Below are 16383 nucleotides of genomic sequence, written 5' to 3' on the forward strand. Positions count from 1 at the left end.
ATCTGTAATCGATTACAAAACGTGTTGCGATATAAAAATCATAGCACAAACGATCATAAATATCTATATTTTTCTGATGACAAAGGAACGGCGACCTGAATCGGTTGCGCCGCTCCTCCGACCACGATTTTATCCGAAAAGCAGTTCGCTCTATTCTATCGCCAGCCGCTTGAGCGCAATGCCGGCGAGCGCCGCCGCGCCTACGGCGATGCAGCTCTCGTCCGGATTGAACCGCGGACTGTGCAGCCCCGCCGCTCGATCCGCATCGGCCTGCGGACCCGAGCCGAGCCAGAAGAAGCAGCCTTTGGCGAAGCGCAAATATTCGGCGAAGTCTTCCCCGTACGTCATCGGAACCGGCTCCGACCGGTTATGCCGGCCAAGCAGCCCGTCGAGTACTTCGGCTGTGAAGCCCGTCAGCGTATCGTCATTCAGCACCGGCGGCACCTGCTCGATGTAACGGACTTTGCCGCTGCAGCGGTATGCTCTGCAAGTATCCTCGACGATTCTGGCAAGGATCGCCGGCATCCTCTCCCGCCACTGCGCGCTCAGATTGCGCACCGTTCCGGTCAATTCGACGCAGTCGGGGATAATATTGTTCGCCGTCCCGGCATGAATGGTTCCGATCGACACGACGACCCCTTCCGTCGGCGGAGTTTCCCGGCTGACCGCCGTCTGAAGAGCCATCACGACTGCGGACGCCGCCACGATCGGGTCGATGCAAGCCTCCGGATAGCCTCCGTGACCGCCTTTGCCGTCTATTGTTATTTCCAGACGGTCGATCGAGCCCATCAGCACTCCGGTCTTCAGACCGACTGTGCCGGCCGGAATAGACGGCAAGTTGTGCAGGCCGTATATTTCCTCGACGCCATCCATGACACCCTGCCCGATCATCGCTTTCGCTCCGGCCAATATTTCCTCGGCCGACTGAAATATGAATCTGACCGTTCCATGCAGATCGGCTTGCCGCTCCGCGATGAGCTTCGCCGCTCCGAGCAGGACGGACGTGTGAACGTCGTGCCCGCAAGCATGCATTACCCCGGGCGTTTCGGAGGCGAAATCGAGTCCCGTCTCCTCCAGGATCGGCAGCGCGTCCATATCCGCGCGAATCGCTATAGTCGGACCGCCGCTGCCGCCGTGCAGATCGGCAATGACGCCGTGACCGCCGACGCCGGTACGCACGCTCATACCGAGCCGTTTCAACCGTTCGGCTGCTATGGCGGCCGTACGGGATTCCTTGAAGCTAAGCTCCGGATGCCGATGCAGATCCCTGCGAAGCTCTATGAGCTCCGGCTCGATTCGCTTTGCTTGCTCCATGAGCCGCTCATACATGTCCATCGTTCCTACCTCCCGATTTACTTCATCGATAAGGAAAGTTTAAAATTCGCTAAAGCACTAAAGCGAAGTGAGACTTTCCTTACCAAGAGAAACTTCCTCTAAATCGCGGTCGCTCATCCTTGAAGTACGTCGATAGACGTTTTTCTTATAATTCCGTCGTCCTTCAAGTCCCTTTTGTAAATCTCGAACAAGACGGCAGCCTTCTTCATCAGTCTGTGGCAATGTGGCGTTACGCGATGTAAACGCCTCCACAAAAGGAGTGCCATTCCTTCCCATATCTTAATCCCTATCGCTCCCGCATGACAAGAAAAACGTCCGCTTGAGCGAATAGCGGTTTTATGCCCGTACTATTTGCCTGGATGTAAAAATAAGAGATGATCGGAACTCTTATCTCGGAGCAAATGGCCCTGATGCGGGTCATTCGCCTTCAATTAGAGCTGCAATCATCTCCTATTTACGGTAAAGCGCCGTCTGTTATTTCTTATCCGCCGTGACCGGCTCCTCTTCGTTCCTTCCAATGACAATGCCGATTCGGCCTTCTTCTATGCGGACCGGGTAGCTGCGCGTCCGCACCTTCCCGTCGAACAGCGACTTGCCCGTCTTGATGTCGAATTCCCAGCCGTGCCACGGACAGCGGACGATTTCCCGGTCTTTGCCGTAAATGTACTCGTACACATCTGAAGCGAGCATCGTTCCGCATACAGGACCTTTGCAAAGCTTGGCGCCCTGATGCGGGCAGTAATTATGGATGGCGTAATACTCACCCTTGATGTTGTACACGCCGATCGACCGCCCGGACACATCCACCGTTCGGAACGAACCTTCCGGAATATCCGCGGCGTTCCCCACATAATGTACAGCCATGTCGAGATTCCTTCCCTTCCTTACAAGCTGAACAGCTTCTTGGCATTGGCGTATAAAATGGCTTCCCTCGCCCGCTCCGTTAATCCCGGCAAAATTTTCGACGGATCGTCGAAATCCCAATCCGGATAGCCGCTCGCGAAGAGCAGCATGTTCTCCGCGTCCGTCATCTCGAACAGGAAGCGCATATGCTCCGGATTGTCCGATTCGTCGATCGGCTGGGTCGTCAAATAGAAATGGTCGCGAATCGTTTGGCTCGGCTTTTTCTTAAGTCCGGGCACGGTCGCGCGCAGCGCATTGTAGTTCCGGTCCATCCGCCACATCAGGTGAGGAAGCCAGGAGACGCCGCTTCCGGCAATGATGAATTTCAGGGACGGGAACCGCTCCGGCACGCCTTCACCGATTAGGCTGATCATATGCGCGATCAGGCTTTGCGGGAGAGCCGTATGAAATTGAAAATAGTCGCTGACGTATCCGGCGGCCGTAGGCGGATTCGCAATGCCTCCCCCTTCCGTGCCGGGATGGATCGCAATTGGCAAACCGTGGCGTTCCGCGGCCTCGTAGATCGGATAGTAGCGCCGCTGCCCGTATGGGACCGGAGCGCCGCTGCTCAAGCTAATCTGCACGATGCCGGGATGCCCCCCGATCCGGTCGATCTCCCGTGCCGCTTGCAGCGGATCTTGCGTGGCGACGGTCATCGCGCCTTTATACCTCGGGCTGGCCGTCAGCCAGCGCTCGATCAAATGATCGTTGTACGCCGATGCCAATGCGGCCGAATAGTCGGGATCGGAATGAACGGATATCGCATACATGCCGCCCGTCAAAATCGCATACTCCATATGGTAGGCGTCCATAAAGGTTTTGCTTAGCAGCTCCGGATCGGCGGCCGCATTCGCTCCTTCCGGCTCGTACGTGCAGTCGATGTGCGCTCTTCCCGGCGGCCCGTAAGTTCGCGGGGACCGGAGGTCGAACTGGCTCACTTGGGATTTCCAAGGCTCCTGCAAATACGGCAGCAGCTCTTTAGGCTGCTTGAATGCATGGTGAACGTTGCAGTCTATTACTTTTGTCGCCGGTTTCATATCGCTGACCCCATCCTTTCCCGGTAATTTGTTTTCCTGCTAAGTATAGAAAAAAAGGGAACCTTCCACGATAAAGAAATCAACGATTATTTGGACGATTCAACAGTCGCGAAAGGAGAATCAAACCGGATCACTAATTACATAAGAGGGAGGTGGATTCCAATGTTTGATCTGGATTCCGTATTAGTCGAGGAAGTGGGCCCCGACTGGACCAAGGCGGAGTCCGTCATGGAGTTCGACGTATTCCTGTTCGTCGAGAGCGGCTGCCTGACCTATTGCATCGACGGGCATCGCCTCTCCTTGACCAAAGGCGATCTTTTGTACTTTCCTGGCGGGAGCTTACGCTACGCCACCGGCGATGGCGTTCATGACCATCAGAAATATGCGGCTATCTTCCGGGTAAATCCCGGCGGGACCTCGATACCGCTGCTGGACAACCGGCGGTACCATCTCGTCCGCAGCCGCAATTACGATTACGTGAAGCAGCGCTTCTCGCTGCTCGTTCAGCAGTGGCTCGGCAAGCTGCCGCACTATGAAACCATCTGCAAAGGCATCGTGGTCGAACTGCTCGGAATCGCCGAACGCGAGATGGAGAACGCCCGTTTCCCCGCCAAGAAGCTGTCTCTCGTGACCGAAATTCAGCATTACATCCTTGCGCACTACCGGGAGCAGATCCGCATCGAATTGCTGGCGGAGCTTGTGGACCGGACGCCGAATTATGTGACGAAAATATTCCGGGAAGTGACCGGGCATACTCCGATCGGCTATTTACACCAGGTCCGCATTACCGCCGCGCGCGAACTGCTCGTCAACAGCAGCATGACGATCGGACAAATCGCGGACCTGCTCGGGTTTTGCGACCAATCCTACTTCAATCGGGTATACAAAAAAATGATGGGATATCCCCCTTCCAGCCACTTGAAGGAAAAGAGAGCCGATTAGCCGGCTCTCTCTTTAGTTCAAGCTATACAGCTGCTTCGCATTCCCGCACATGATTTTGTGCTTGGCTTCGGCGGACACATTTTTCAATATCATGAACGGATCGTCGAAATCCCAATGCGGAAAGTCGCTCGAGAACAGCAAAATGTTCTCCGCATCCATCATCTCGAATATTTGCAGCAAATGTTTCGGGTTGTCCGGCTCCTCGATCGGCTGCGTCGTCAAATAGCAGTGCTCGCGGATGTAGCGGCTCGGCATTTTTTTCAGCCATGGGGTCGTGGAGCGCAGCGCCTTGAAGTTTTTGTCCATCCGCCACATCAGGTGAGGAAGCCACGCTACGCCCCCTTCGACCAGGACGAACTTCAAGCGGGGGAACTTCTCGAACACGCCCTCGCATATTAGGCTGACCAGATGTGCCATAAAATTTTGCGATAGCGAAGTATGCCATTGCATATAGTTGCTTACAAATCCCGCCGCCGTAGGCGGGTTGGACGTGCCGCTGCCTTCGCTGCCCGGATGGATGGCGACGGGCAAGCCGTGCCGCTCCGCCGCTTCGTAGATCGGGTGGTAGTACCGGTGTCCATACGGGATACGGGCCGCGCTTGCCAATATGAGCTGCACGACGTCCGGGTGAGGCGCAATCCGGTCTATTTCGCGCACGGCCTGCTGCGGGTCCTGGACGGCGACGGTCATCGACCCTTTGAACTTCGGATTGCGGGGGAGCCATTCCGCGATCAGATGATCGTTGTAGGCTGCCGCGACGGCGGCGGCGTAATCAGCGTGAGGATGAACCGAAATATCGTAAGTGCCTCCGGTCAGAATGGCAAACTCCATATCGTACGGCTCGATCAAATAGTCGGTCAGCAGCCCGGGATCGGCTGCGGCGCTTTCTCCATCATCCGCATAGGCATCTTTGCGGTGCACCCCGATCGGCGAGGCGTACGCGCCCGCCCCGCCCCCCGGAATAACGCCGCTCCAATGCTTTCTCAAATATGTCATATACTGTCTATGATCCTTGAACGCATGATGCACATCGCAATCGATCACTTTGGTTATCTGTTTCATTCCGCCATCCCTTTCGTTGCTTCGTATCGGTTCATGTCAAGTATAGAAACATTCCGGCCGTTTCACGATAAAGAAATCTATCCTTTTTTGGACGATTCAACATCTTGCGTCTTATCATCGTCATGTAGTCGTCATAGAGCGCAGCAAGCCCTCCGCCATCGTCCTTGTATCGGCGATAGTCGAAGGGCTATGAGCTAGGGGTAACCGCTATTTCGCGCCTATTATTTCGGCGATTTTTTTGTCGATCTCTTCCGCCGCTTCTCTTAGCGCCGTATTGCTGTCCTTCTGGTCTCGGATCACTTCGGCCGCTTTACTCACCAATATGCCGGATGCCGCGCTATCGTATTTGGTCGGTTTTGTCGCCGCAGGTATTTTGTTGATTTGCAAAGCTTTCATATTTTTCGACTGCAGGAAGCTTTCGCCTTTCCCGAGGGAATCTTTGACGGCCGGCTCTTTCAGCGTCGGAAAACGGAGGAGCCCGCCCCCTTCGATCTGCACTTCTGCGGACGTCAGCACGGAAATAATATGCGCCGCCATTTCCTGGTTGCCGTTAGCTGACGAAACAGCCCACACCGCACCGAAATATTGCGTTCCGATCCCCGGCGCTTCCTTGAACGTCGGAAGGGAAACGATATCCCAATTGAATCCGTTCCCTTTCTTCTCCAAATCGATCAGATTCGGGTACACGGCATTGCCGGCCCATATCGCCACATTGCGTTTCGTTATAAACGCTTTCTGGCCGGACGCGTCGAAATCCGCCGGATCGACTGCCCCTCCAGCCTTGTAAAGCGCGGCGAACGTATCGATGATTCGCTTGAAGCCTTCCGTCTGAACAAGCGCTTTCTCGGCCTTCGGGTCGACAAACGGGAGCGACAGCTGGTTTTGGCCCAGCATGTTGCCGAGATTGAACATGATCCCGCGAATGCCGTCCTGCGGCCTGTTCAGTTTAACGACCATGTCCCTGAGTTCCGGGCTATCCCAGGTCATGCCGCTTTTCGGATAGGCGACTCCGTAACGGTCGAATATTTCTTTGTTATAGAATAAGGCCGTCGAGCCGTATGTCCAAGGCAATCCGAACAGCTCGCCCTTGTCGGATATCCCGCGGATCGATTGGAGCATCGGGTCCTCGAATACGGTAAGATCGATTTTGTGCTTTTTGACGACTGGCTCCAGATCGGCCAACAAACCGCGTTCCAGCAAAGCGGGAATACCTGTCGTCGTGGTCAAATAAATATCGGGTATTTTTTTGGCCGCGATCAGGCTGTCCAGTCCGTTTCCGGGATCGCTCGGGTTAATATGCTCGATTTTGACATTCGGGAATTTCTTCCTGATGTGCGGCTCGACGTAATCTCTGTAGTAGTCGGGCGACACTGTCGGATTGTACATGGTCAATGTGGCTGCTTGGCTGTAATCGAACGATGTGTCGGACGCTTTGCCCGCCTCCCCCTCCGTCTTCCCCGCTTCCGGCTTGCCGCCGCATCCGGCCGCTCCCATGACGAGCAGCGCCAATGCAAGCAGTCCGCTTGCTTTCAGGAACCGTTGTTTTCTCATCCCATACCCCTTCTCTCATACGATAAGTGTCAATTCACCATGATTATATTGTAAAGGCTTTCAAAGCGACATAAACGATTCCACATTTATTTGGACCATTCTACAATCGCGCCGAAATTCGGGATGATGGTATGCTAACGGAACTGAGTTCCGCTATCTGACTGCAAACCAAGCTGGCTGCCAGAATAGAGGAACTGTAATCCGTTATACGGTGCATTTACCGCAAATGTCGCCGAAAATGATAGGTTTAGCGTACTACAGTTCCGTTATTAGCGTGAAATGCCGCGAAATTGCCGATATAGCGTACTTCAGTTCCGCTATCGGACTATGGCGAGCAGCGCTTTCGATTTCTTTGCCGGACTGCTCTCCCATCTTCTGAGCGAGCGTGACGGCGCTGTACGCCGTTTGGAATTTGACGACGACGATTTCGGGGCAGGACAGTTTTGGGGAAAGCGGCCAACGACACTTTATGCCGACAAAAATCTAGGAACATGTAGACAAAGCTCTATTTAAATCCTATAATTTAATTCGGTAAATATCTAATTAGCATCATATCGAATTCCTTTAAGACATCGAAAGGTGTTGACCGAATGGCTACAACGTTCTATCTCGTAAGGCATGCTGTCAAAGAAAAATCGGTCGGAGACGTCTCGCTATCTCCTAAAGGCATACTGCAAGCGCAAGCGACAGCTCGATACTTTCGTAACCTGCCGATAAGAGCCCTATTTTCAAGTCCGCTTAGAAGGGCAAGTGAAACCGCCGCATATATTGCATTAGAAGCTAAGTTAACCGTTGCGGTCGATAAACGGTTACGGGAGCGCGCTAACTGGGGGGATTTACCCGGGCAAACGTTCGATGAATTTGTTGCGATGTGGGAGCGATGTACACGCGATCCCGACTATTTGCCGCCCGCAGGCGATTCCGCGAAACAGGCAGGCGAACGTTTATCCGCGTTTTTAGTAGAGTCGGCAAAGAACCATCCGCCTGGAAGCAGCATTGTACTTGTGGCTCATGGAGGATTAATAACCGATTTTCTTGTCCACACCTTTTCCGAGAATGAGCTGAATGTTTGGCACCCTAATTTTGTCGCGGTTCAAAGCAGCTTGATTCCCGAATGCTCGATCACAAAACTAGTTAATGACAGCGGGAATTACAAATTAGACGTCTTTGCATCGATAGATCATTTAGCATAAAGCCTATTCCACGATCCCTCTTCAAGCAGCAAATGCTTCTTATGTAAGAAAAACGACTATCGACGTACTTCAAGGAAGAGCGACCGCGATTAAGAGGAGGTTTTTCTTAGTAAGGAAAGGCTCACTTCGCTTTAACGTTTTAGCAAAGTTAAACTTACCTTATCGACAAAAAAAGCTTACGGGCAGCACGTACCCGTAAGCTTCTCCGCTTCTTCGCCGATACCCGTTATAACCCGATATCGCCGAACGGCTTCCACGTACCCGGCGTTCCGCCAGCCGTGCATACCCAGCCGATCGTTCCGCCTGCCGAAGGCGCGTCGGCGTATACGATATCGCCTTGAACCCACGCTCCCGAAGTCGGTGCCGCCGCGCCGATACTGCGCCGCTTGTCCTTCACATGCGAGTACGCCGCGCCGTTCGACTGATCGGCTGCACCCGTTATCGTTCCGTTCACGAGCCGGTTGTTCGAGTAGCTGTTGCGAAGCGCCGCCGTATCGCAGGCGAGGTCGGCCACGGCTCCCTCCAAGATGTTGTCGGAGAACACGTTGTCGTTGCTCGCGGCTTCCAGCTTGAGCGCCGTGTCCCCCGCCGACCGGACGACGTTGCCCGTTACGATATTGTACGCGGTCGGCACCGATTGAGGGGTAACATACAGCCCGTGCTTGCGGGGAGCGACAATTACGTTGCCTCTTATCGTATTGGAGCCGCAGCCTGCCGTTCCCCGCGGCCTCAGCTCGATACCGTGGTTGAGAGCCGCGTCGGCCGTCGGCTTCATCTCGATCACATTGCCCGATACGGAGCAATATTGCGACCCTTCGAGCAAAATTCCCCGGGCGGCTATGTCCTCAAGCCGATTATCCGCGACGATGGAATAGTCGGATACCCGCAATATAATGCCGACCTTCGCAGTAGCCGGCCCCATATAGCCGATGTAACGGAGACGGTTGCCGAGTATGGAGACGTTGCGGGAAAAGTCCGAGGACGTCGAGGCATGCTCCAACGTAATGCCGTTGCCGCAATTGTAGATCGAATTGTCGGATACGATCGTCCGCTGGCATATGCGCTTCAAGGCGATACCGCCATAAGGAAAGCCGGTGATACGGTTGTGGCTGATCACATTCTCGTAATGCGACGTCCCGCTTCCGTCATTGACATAGATGCCGACATCCCCTCCGTCGTCGATCCGGTTCATTGTGCATACCGAATTGGTCGCCTTGGAGAACATGATGCCGGAGTCGGGGATATTGAACAGACGACAGTTCCTGACGACGGCATTCTCGCCGCCGATCGTAATTCCGTCCGCCACCGCGAACGAGGTGTTCCCGCCCGAACGATTGCCGTCTATAATAAGCCCGTCCAGCGTAACGTTCGGATAGCTGCCCCCCGTGCTGACCATGTTGTGGATCAAATAATACGACGCCGACGTGGAAACGCATACATTATCGAGCAGTTTCAAGGTGCCGCCAAAGCTTGCGAACGTCATGTTGCCCTTGACCCGGATCGAACGGAACCGGAACGTTCCCCGTGCGGGAATGTATACAAGGCCCGCGCCGTTCGAATAAGCCGCGTCGATGGCTGCCTGTATCGCCGCCGTATCGTCCGTGCCGCCGTCGCCCTTTGCCCCGAACCATTTGACGTCATAGCCTTGGGACAGCTCCAGTATCCGCTTGAACCGGTATCCCGCCGTCGAGACGAGCACCGTACCGGTATTGTCCGCCGAAGCCGTATCCGACGGATCGTAGCGGAACCAGCCTTCTTGCCCCGCATCCCCTACGAAATACAGCGTATCCGGATCGGCAGTCGTATTGGCCCGCAAGCCCGCAATCGTAGTCGTCTCGCAGCACCCGGCTCCCCCGGTCCCGTATACGCTCCCGACGACGCCCGCATAGACGCTTCCCGTTCTGCCCGCAAGGAGCAAATCTCCCGCCGCGGCCGCGGCCCCGGCCATCCCGATTGAAGCAAGCAGCTTTCTCCGGCTCATCATGTCCATCATCCGCACAACCTTTCGCCCGATAATGTGTGCTTCGGCCGGTCGTACCGGCTCCAGCTGAACTCAGTATACCGGGGAGCGGATCGTCCCGCTTGCCCCACAGTCTCTGAATCGGCATGCGAATTGCCTGTAGGAATCGGGACGCGGCTAAATCGTATTGCGGTATTCTTCGGGAGTGGCGCCTACGGTCGATTTGAAATTGCGCGAGAAATGGGCGGGGTTTTTGAAGCCTACCTCATAGCAAACCTCGCTGATCGATTTGGACTTCTCCGTAGCGAACAGCACCTTGGCCCGGTTGATGCGATGGTCGTTAATATATTCGAAGACGGTCATACCGGCGTACTCCTTGAAAATTTTCGCCAAATACGACCGGCTCATGTATAGTCGTTCGGCTATGATGTCCAGCGACAAATCGGTCATATAATGCTGCCCGATGTAGTCCAGCGCTTGGCGGACCAGCTTTTCCTTGGCGTCGCGGGGCTCCGGATAAGTCGACTTCGCGTACCCGCAGCTCTCGGAAACGATGAGCAGCAGCTCGAGAAAGGCGGCCCGGAACCGGTTGTACGACATCCGGTCCTGCTTGCCGTAATACCGGTTCATCCGGGACAGCAACTGCTCGATATCCGTCCGGAGCGGATCGGTTAGCCGGCAATGGCAGTTTCGCAGCTCGCGAAACGGATACAGCAGGTCGATCGAATCGGGCAAATCCTGCAAGCTTTGCAGGCTGGCGGGGTAGAACGCGACACCGGTCCGGACGCACCCGGACTTTTCGCGGAAAATCGGGCCGTGTGGCGTAATTCCGTTCATGACAAGCAGATCGCCGGCGGTTACGTCGAACATGGAAGCCCCGATGACATAGCCGTAACCGCCCTCGTGGACATACAGCAATTCGTATTTGGGGTGGCCTTGAAAGTCCGGCGGCGCTCTTCTGTCGTACCGGTACACGAACTTTTCCACCAGAGGGGATCGGGAGCTCATGATCATAGCCGCACCTCTTCGGGGATCCGGAACGTTTGCTTCAAATACTCGATAAACACCTTCGTCGCCGAAGAAATAAACATATCGTTGCGGTATACGATGCCGACGACTCGTTGGGGAGTCGGATCGACGATGGTGATGCGGCGGGTCCGCTTCGGATCGGTGCCGGTCAAGTATGTATCCGGAAGAATCGTCAGGGCGATATTGCGGAAGACGAGCTCCATCAGCGAATCGAGCGTAGTCATCTCCAGCACGGGCTGAAACCGAAACCCTTTCGATTTGGTCGCCCTGTCGACGAGCTGTCTCACCAGAAATTTGGGGGGCAGCAGCGCCATCGGCATTTGCTTCAATCGGTCCAGCTCGATCTCGGTAGCTTCGGCCAACGGATGATGATACGGCACGGCCAAAGACAGCTTCTCCGTATACAGGGGAATGCTCTCGAGCTGTTCACCCTCCACGGGCAAAAAAACGACGCCCAGATCGAGCCGGTTGTCGAGCAGCCCTTGCCTCGTCTCCTCCGTGCTCAGCTCCGCGACACTGATCTGGATGCCCGGGTAAAGCTGGTGAAACGAAATGACGGAATTGATCAGCATATGGTTGCCCGAGCAGCCGATGCGAATTTCACCGCGCTGCAGCCCTTTCAGCTCCCGGATCGCCGACTGCGCCTGACCGAGCTCGTCGAACATCCGCACGCAGTGGCGGTATAAAATTTTGCCCGCCTCCGTCACGACTACTTTCTTGCCGACCCTATCGAACAGCAGCGTATCCGTTTCCTGCTCCAAGGCGCGGATTTGTTGACTGAGCGTAGGCTGGGAGATGCCCAGCTTCTCCGACGCCCTCGTAAAATGAAGCTCCTGGCACATCGTCATGAAGTACTCCAAATACCGCAGCTCCATAGCGCCAACCCACCCCCCAATAATTGGTACTGTCTATGATAATAATAGAAACGATTGGATTGTTCAATGATCCATTTAAGACTATAATGAAAGAAATCAATCTACGACGATCGAAGTCCTCCGTACCGAGCGACAAACCGACCGCCTACCGAACTATAGGGAGTGGAAAACAAAGATGAACGAAATCCGTATCGAGAGAAGCACCGCCCTCAAGCAAAAGCCCGATCCGAGTACGCTGGAATTCGGCAAAGTGTATACCGACCATATGTTCCTGCTTGATTATTCGTCCGAGCAAGGCTGGCACGACCCGCGTATCGTCCCTTACGGGCCGCTGACGCTGGACCCGGCCGCCATGGTATTTCATTATGGCCAAGCCGTGTTCGAGGGCTTGAAGGCGTTTCGGACGAAAGATAACCGGATTCTGATGTTCCGGCCGGACAAAAACGCGGAGCGGCTCAACGTGTCCAACGAACGTCTCAGCATCCCCCAATTGGACGAGTCCGCTGTAATCGAATATATTAAAGCGCTTGTTTCCGTCGACCGGGATTGGGTTCCTACGCTTGAAGGAACGTCCCTGTACATCCGGCCGTTCATCTTCGCGACCGAACCGTGTCTCGGCGTACGAGCTGCCAAACAGTATGTGTTCGCCGTCATCATGTCGCCGGTAGGCGCTTATTACAAGGAAGGCATCCACCCGGTCAAAATCAACGTGGAGAGCCAATACGTCCGCGCCGTCCGCGGCGGAACCGGATTCGCCAAAACGGCGGGCAACTACGCCTCGGGCATCAAGGCGCAGGAGGAAGCGAAGCACGACGGGTACGCTCAGGTGCTGTGGCTGGACGGCAAAGAGCATAAGTACATCGAAGAAGTAGGGAGCATGAACATTTTCTTCAAAATCGGCGGCGAAATCGTCACCCCGGCTTTGAACGGCAGCATTTTGGCCGGTGTAACGCGCAATTCCGTCATCCGACTGCTGAACGATTGGGGCTTGCCGGTAACGGAAAAAACTATATCGATCGAAGAAATTCATCAGGCATCTGCCGAAGGCAAGCTGGAGGAAGCGTTCGGAACGGGTACGGCCGCCGTCATTTCTCCAGTAGGACAGCTGCACTGGCAAGAGCACACGATGACGATCAATGGCGGGGAAACCGGCGAAATCGCCCGGAAGCTGTATGAAACGATAACCGGTATCCAAAACGGCACCCTCCCCGATTCGTACGGCTGGAATGTTGTTGTGGCGGAGTAACGGTAAGGCGGATAAGAAAAACGACTTCGAAGTACTTCAAGGATGAGCGACCGCGATTTAGAGGAAGTTTTTCTTGGTATACAATTTACTGTTTTCGTTCCCAAGGTCCGAAAATTTATAAATTCTATAACGTTAAGAAAAGGGACTTCCCGGCGGGAGTCCCTTTTTCTTACGATTCCATGAACAAGCCGCAGCTTTTAACCGAAAAACGTCCTGTAAAGCAAATACGCGTTCAAGCTGACGATGACGGCCGCGATGAACCATGCAACCAGCTTCAACCAAAGCGGATTCGCGAATTCGCCCATCTTCTTCTTGTCGCCGGTGAATTGGATCAACGGGATTACCGCGAACGAAAGCTGCAGCGACAAAATAACTTGGCTCAAAATGAGCAAATCGGTCGTCCCTTTCTCGCCGGCAATGGCGGTGACGATGACGGCCGGAATGATCGCGATCAGCCGGGTAATCAATCTGCGCAGCCATGGGGCCAACCGGATGTTCAAAAATCCTTCCATGACGATTTGTCCGGCAAGCGTGCCGGTCAGCGTCGAGTTTTGGCCGGAAGCGAGCAGGGCGACGCCGAACAAAATGCTTCCGAGCGTCGTTCCGAGCAAAGGCGTAAGCATGTGGTAAGCATCCCCGATTTCCGCCACTTCGGTCATACCCGCCTTGTGAAACGTGGCCGCGGAGACGATCAGAATCGCCGCGTTGATGAATAGGGCGAAACAGAGGGCGATCGTCGAATCCCATGTCGCGTATTTGATCGCTTGCTTTTTCCCCGACCGCGTCTGTTCGATTTGTCTTGTTTGCACGATCGAGGAATGCAGGTACAAATTATGAGGCATAACGGTCGCGCCCAGTATGCCGATCGCGATATACAGCATGGCCGGGTTGCTTACGATATCCGCAGTCGGGACGAATCCTTGCATGATTCCTGCCGCATCGGGTTTGGACAAAAAGATTTCCGTTACAAAGCATCCTCCGATCGTGACGATCAGCACGACGACCAGCGATTCGATAAAGCGGAAGCCTTTATTTTGCAGCAGCAGCACGACAAGCACGTCCAGCGCCGTGATGATTACCCCGTATACGAGAGGAACGCCGAAAAGCAAATTGAGCGCGATCGCCGAACCGATCACTTCGGCCAGATCGCAAGCCGCTATCGCTAGCTCGCATAAGATCCATAGCGTAAACGCTACTGGCTTCGTGTAATGGTCCCGGCACGCTTGCGCCAAATCCCGTCCGGTTACGATCCCCAGCTTGCCGGCAAGTGCTTGCAGCACGACCGCCATCAAGTTCGACAGAAGGATGACGGAAAGCAGCGAATAGCCGAACATCGAGCCTCCGGCAATATCGGTCGCCCAGTTGCCGGGATCCATGTAGCCGACGGCCACCAAATAACCCGGGCCGACAAAGGCCAGAAACTTTTTGATCCACGAGCCCGTCCTCGGTACGCGGAGACTGCTATGCACTTCCGGAAGCGTCGGCTGCGCTCTTGCGCGCCTCCAGCCCTCTTCGCTTGCGGCAGGCAGGCTCGATGTATTGTCGCTCATGATGATATCACCTGATTTCCGTATAAGTTGCACAACATAAAATTTGTTTCCACAAGGAAACTTTATGAATAAAAAAAGATCTGCCTGGATGACTCCGGCATTGCTAGTATATCCTCTTTGAACGAATCGGTATAAACCGCGTACAGCTCCAGCTTTCAACGCGACCTATACTCCAAATTGTACTCGGGCAACTTTTTTTGTCAAGGATAACTTTATGGAGTATGTACAATTGAACCTGCGGGGAATCTAGGGTATTGTGGCGGGCAGTTCCGCATAACCGGCACATGAAAAAACCGGACGGCTCATTCGCCCCGCCCGGCATTTCTGCGTCTCTGCTGATTTTGCTTCATCTTCTCTTCCGTCCCCTGCTCCGACGCTTCGAAAAAGACGGAGCCGCGAATCGCATCCGGCAAATATTGCTGCGCCACATAGTGGCCCGGATAATCGTGCGGGTACTTGTAGCCCGTATGTCCGAGCTGAGATGCGCCCTTATAGTGCGCATCGCGCAGGTGCAGCGGCACGTCCGCCGACTTCGTACGCTCGAACGACTGCATCACGTTCGCGATCGCGATCGGGATCGAGTTCGATTTCGGGCTTTCCACCGCGAACAGGATCGCCTGCGCGATATTATACTTCGCTTCCGGCCAGCCGATTTTGTGATAGGCGTCCATCGCCGTTACGGCCTGCACCATCGCCTGCGGATTGGACAGCCCGATATCCTCGCTGCACGCTACGATCAGCCGCCGCAGAAACGTCATCGGGTCCATGCCTAGCCGCTCGACCGCGTACAGAAACCAGTACAGGGCGGCGTCGCTGGAGCCCCGCACACTCTTATGGAAAGCGGACAGCACGTCATACTGCGTCGATTCGTCCGCCTTGATCGTCGGCTTGCGGATCGACTCCTCGGCCACTCCGAGCGTGATCCGGATCGTCCCGTCCGGCTCGGGCGACGTCGTAAGCGCGGCCAGCTCCAGTGCATTCAACGCCCGGCGTATGTCGCCGTTCGCCATTCGCGAAATGTGCTGCAGCGCCTCCTCCTCCGCCTCAATGTTCATGAAGCCGAGCCCCCGCTCCCGGTCCGCCAGCGCCCGCTTCATCGCCGCAAGCGAATGCTCGTGGGTTAGCGCCTTAAGCTCAAAGAGCGTGGAGCGCGACAGCAAGGCTCCGTTTACATGATGGAACGGGTTTTCCGTCGTCGCTCCGATAAACGTAATGATGCCTTGTTCCACGGCGGGAAGCAGAGCGTCTTGACGGGACGTATTGAAGCGATGCACCTCGTCGAGAAACAGGATCGTTTTTTTGCCGTACATCGCTTTGTTCGCCTTCGCTTGCTCAATCACGTCCCGCACGTCTTTCACCGAAGCGTCCACTGCGTTCAGCCGCACGAACTCGCCGTTCGTCGCGTTCGATATAATATTGGCGAGCGTCGTCTTGCCCGTTCCGGGCGGCCCGTACAGCAAGATCGAGCTCACCTGATCGGCCTCGATCGCCCGGCGCAGCAGCTTGCCCGGACCGACGATATGCTCCTGCCCGAAATATTCGTCCAGCGTTCTAGGCCGAATCCGGTCGGCCAGCAGCCGTCCGGCCGGCTTCGACGCGTCGTCATACGTAAACAAATCCACCGGTTTCCCCACCTTGCCCATTAACGATACGGAACAAAGCCGTCACCAGGGCGATGACGGCTCTTTGCCTTGTCTTTC

Annotated in this window: 13 protein-coding genes; 3 read left to right on the forward strand and 10 right to left on the reverse strand. The window is 55.1% G+C overall.

Annotated features, from left to right (window positions below):
* Window positions 1-150: 150 nt before the first annotated feature.
* From FE783_RS01190 to FE783_RS01200, 3 genes are all read right to left on the reverse strand, one after another.
* Complete coding sequence (locus FE783_RS01190; protein WP_238402817.1) at window positions 151-1335, reverse strand: M20 metallopeptidase family protein; 1185 nt, start codon at window positions 1333-1335, stop codon at window positions 151-153.
* A 474-nt stretch (window positions 1336-1809) separates the two neighbouring features.
* Window positions 1810-2199, reverse strand: a complete 390-nt coding sequence (locus FE783_RS01195) for a Rieske (2Fe-2S) protein (RefSeq protein ID WP_138877484.1) — start codon at window positions 2197-2199, stop codon at window positions 1810-1812.
* A 20-nt stretch (window positions 2200-2219) separates the two neighbouring features.
* Complete coding sequence (locus tag FE783_RS01200; protein WP_138877485.1) at window positions 2220-3275, reverse strand: amidohydrolase family protein; 1056 nt, start codon at window positions 3273-3275, stop codon at window positions 2220-2222.
* A 162-nt stretch (window positions 3276-3437) separates the two neighbouring features.
* Between FE783_RS01200 and FE783_RS01205 the strand changes: the two genes are divergently transcribed.
* On the forward strand, window positions 3438-4217 hold the full coding sequence (locus FE783_RS01205) for a helix-turn-helix domain-containing protein (RefSeq protein ID WP_138877486.1): 780 nt from the start codon (window positions 3438-3440) through the stop codon (window positions 4215-4217).
* Between the two features lie 12 nt (window positions 4218-4229).
* Here FE783_RS01205 and FE783_RS01210 read toward each other — a convergent pair whose 3' ends face one another.
* On the reverse strand, window positions 4230-5279 hold the full coding sequence (locus FE783_RS01210) for an amidohydrolase family protein (RefSeq protein ID WP_138877487.1): 1050 nt from the start codon (window positions 5277-5279) through the stop codon (window positions 4230-4232).
* A gap of 207 nt (window positions 5280-5486) precedes the next feature.
* Window positions 5487-6830, reverse strand: a complete 1344-nt coding sequence (locus tag FE783_RS01215) for an ABC transporter substrate-binding protein (protein ID WP_138877488.1) — start codon at window positions 6828-6830, stop codon at window positions 5487-5489.
* A 590-nt stretch (window positions 6831-7420) separates the two neighbouring features.
* On the opposite strand from FE783_RS01215, the gene FE783_RS01220 reads away from it, so the two are divergent.
* Complete coding sequence (locus FE783_RS01220) at window positions 7421-8023, forward strand: histidine phosphatase family protein (protein ID WP_138877489.1); 603 nt, start codon at window positions 7421-7423, stop codon at window positions 8021-8023.
* A gap of 226 nt (window positions 8024-8249) precedes the next feature.
* Here FE783_RS01220 and FE783_RS01225 read toward each other — a convergent pair whose 3' ends face one another.
* The 3 genes from FE783_RS01225 to FE783_RS01235 form a co-directional block, all read right to left on the reverse strand.
* The gene (locus FE783_RS01225) at window positions 8250-10007 is read right to left on the reverse strand and encodes a right-handed parallel beta-helix repeat-containing protein (RefSeq protein ID WP_158301564.1); all 1758 of its coding nucleotides are present in this window, start codon (window positions 10005-10007) and stop codon (window positions 8250-8252) included.
* Between the two features lie 153 nt (window positions 10008-10160).
* On the reverse strand, window positions 10161-10997 hold the full coding sequence (locus tag FE783_RS01230) for an AraC family transcriptional regulator (protein WP_138877491.1): 837 nt from the start codon (window positions 10995-10997) through the stop codon (window positions 10161-10163).
* Complete coding sequence (locus FE783_RS01235; protein ID WP_138877492.1) at window positions 10994-11887, reverse strand: LysR substrate-binding domain-containing protein; 894 nt, start codon at window positions 11885-11887, stop codon at window positions 10994-10996. The genes FE783_RS01230 and FE783_RS01235 overlap by 4 nt, the downstream gene beginning before the upstream one ends.
* A 175-nt stretch (window positions 11888-12062) precedes the next feature.
* On the opposite strand from FE783_RS01235, the gene FE783_RS01240 reads away from it, so the two are divergent.
* Window positions 12063-13133, forward strand: coding sequence for a branched-chain amino acid aminotransferase (locus tag FE783_RS01240; protein WP_138877493.1), 1071 nt, complete (start codon window positions 12063-12065; stop codon window positions 13131-13133).
* A 197-nt stretch (window positions 13134-13330) separates the two neighbouring features.
* Here the strand turns inward: FE783_RS01240 and FE783_RS01245 are convergent, their stop codons facing one another.
* Together FE783_RS01245 and FE783_RS01250 are read right to left on the reverse strand one after the other, a co-directional pair.
* Window positions 13331-14683: an Nramp family divalent metal transporter gene (locus tag FE783_RS01245; protein WP_138877494.1), complete on the reverse strand. Its 1353-nt coding sequence runs from the start codon at window positions 14681-14683 to the stop codon at window positions 13331-13333.
* A 302-nt stretch (window positions 14684-14985) separates the two neighbouring features.
* A complete protein-coding gene (locus tag FE783_RS01250) occupies window positions 14986-16305 on the reverse strand; it encodes a replication-associated recombination protein A (protein WP_420799698.1) in 1320 nt (439 codons plus the stop codon).
* Window positions 16306-16383: the final 78 nt, after the last annotated feature.

The sequence above is a fragment of the Paenibacillus mesophilus genome, from assembly GCF_005938385.1.
GTDB lineage: Bacteria > Bacillota > Bacilli > Paenibacillales > NBRC-103111 > Paenibacillus_AB > Paenibacillus_AB mesophilus.

What these genes read in the sequence shown, in the direction of transcription:
- FE783_RS01190 (WP_238402817.1), bottom strand. Translation starts at nt 1,335, where the DNA reads ATGGACATGTATGAGCGGCTCATGGAGCAAGCAAAGCGAATCGAGCCG.
- FE783_RS01195 (WP_138877484.1), bottom strand. Translation starts at nt 2,199, where the DNA reads ATGGCTGTACATTATGTGGGGAACGCCGCGGATATTCCGGAAGGTTCG.
- FE783_RS01200 (WP_138877485.1), bottom strand. Translation starts at nt 3,275, where the DNA reads ATGAAACCGGCGACAAAAGTAATAGACTGCAACGTTCACCATGCATTC.
- FE783_RS01205 (WP_138877486.1), top strand. Translation starts at nt 3,438, where the DNA reads ATGTTTGATCTGGATTCCGTATTAGTCGAGGAAGTGGGCCCCGACTGG.
- FE783_RS01210 (WP_138877487.1), bottom strand. Translation starts at nt 5,279, where the DNA reads ATGAAACAGATAACCAAAGTGATCGATTGCGATGTGCATCATGCGTTC.
- FE783_RS01215 (WP_138877488.1), bottom strand. Translation starts at nt 6,830, where the DNA reads ATGAGAAAACAACGGTTCCTGAAAGCAAGCGGACTGCTTGCATTGGCG.
- FE783_RS01220 (WP_138877489.1), top strand. Translation starts at nt 7,421, where the DNA reads ATGGCTACAACGTTCTATCTCGTAAGGCATGCTGTCAAAGAAAAATCG.
- FE783_RS01225 (WP_158301564.1), bottom strand. Translation starts at nt 10,007, where the DNA reads ATGATGAGCCGGAGAAAGCTGCTTGCTTCAATCGGGATGGCCGGGGCC.
- FE783_RS01230 (WP_138877491.1), bottom strand. Translation starts at nt 10,997, where the DNA reads ATGATCATGAGCTCCCGATCCCCTCTGGTGGAAAAGTTCGTGTACCGG.
- FE783_RS01235 (WP_138877492.1), bottom strand. Translation starts at nt 11,887, where the DNA reads ATGGAGCTGCGGTATTTGGAGTACTTCATGACGATGTGCCAGGAGCTT.
- FE783_RS01240 (WP_138877493.1), top strand. Translation starts at nt 12,063, where the DNA reads ATGAACGAAATCCGTATCGAGAGAAGCACCGCCCTCAAGCAAAAGCCC.
- FE783_RS01245 (WP_138877494.1), bottom strand. Translation starts at nt 14,683, where the DNA reads ATGAGCGACAATACATCGAGCCTGCCTGCCGCAAGCGAAGAGGGCTGG.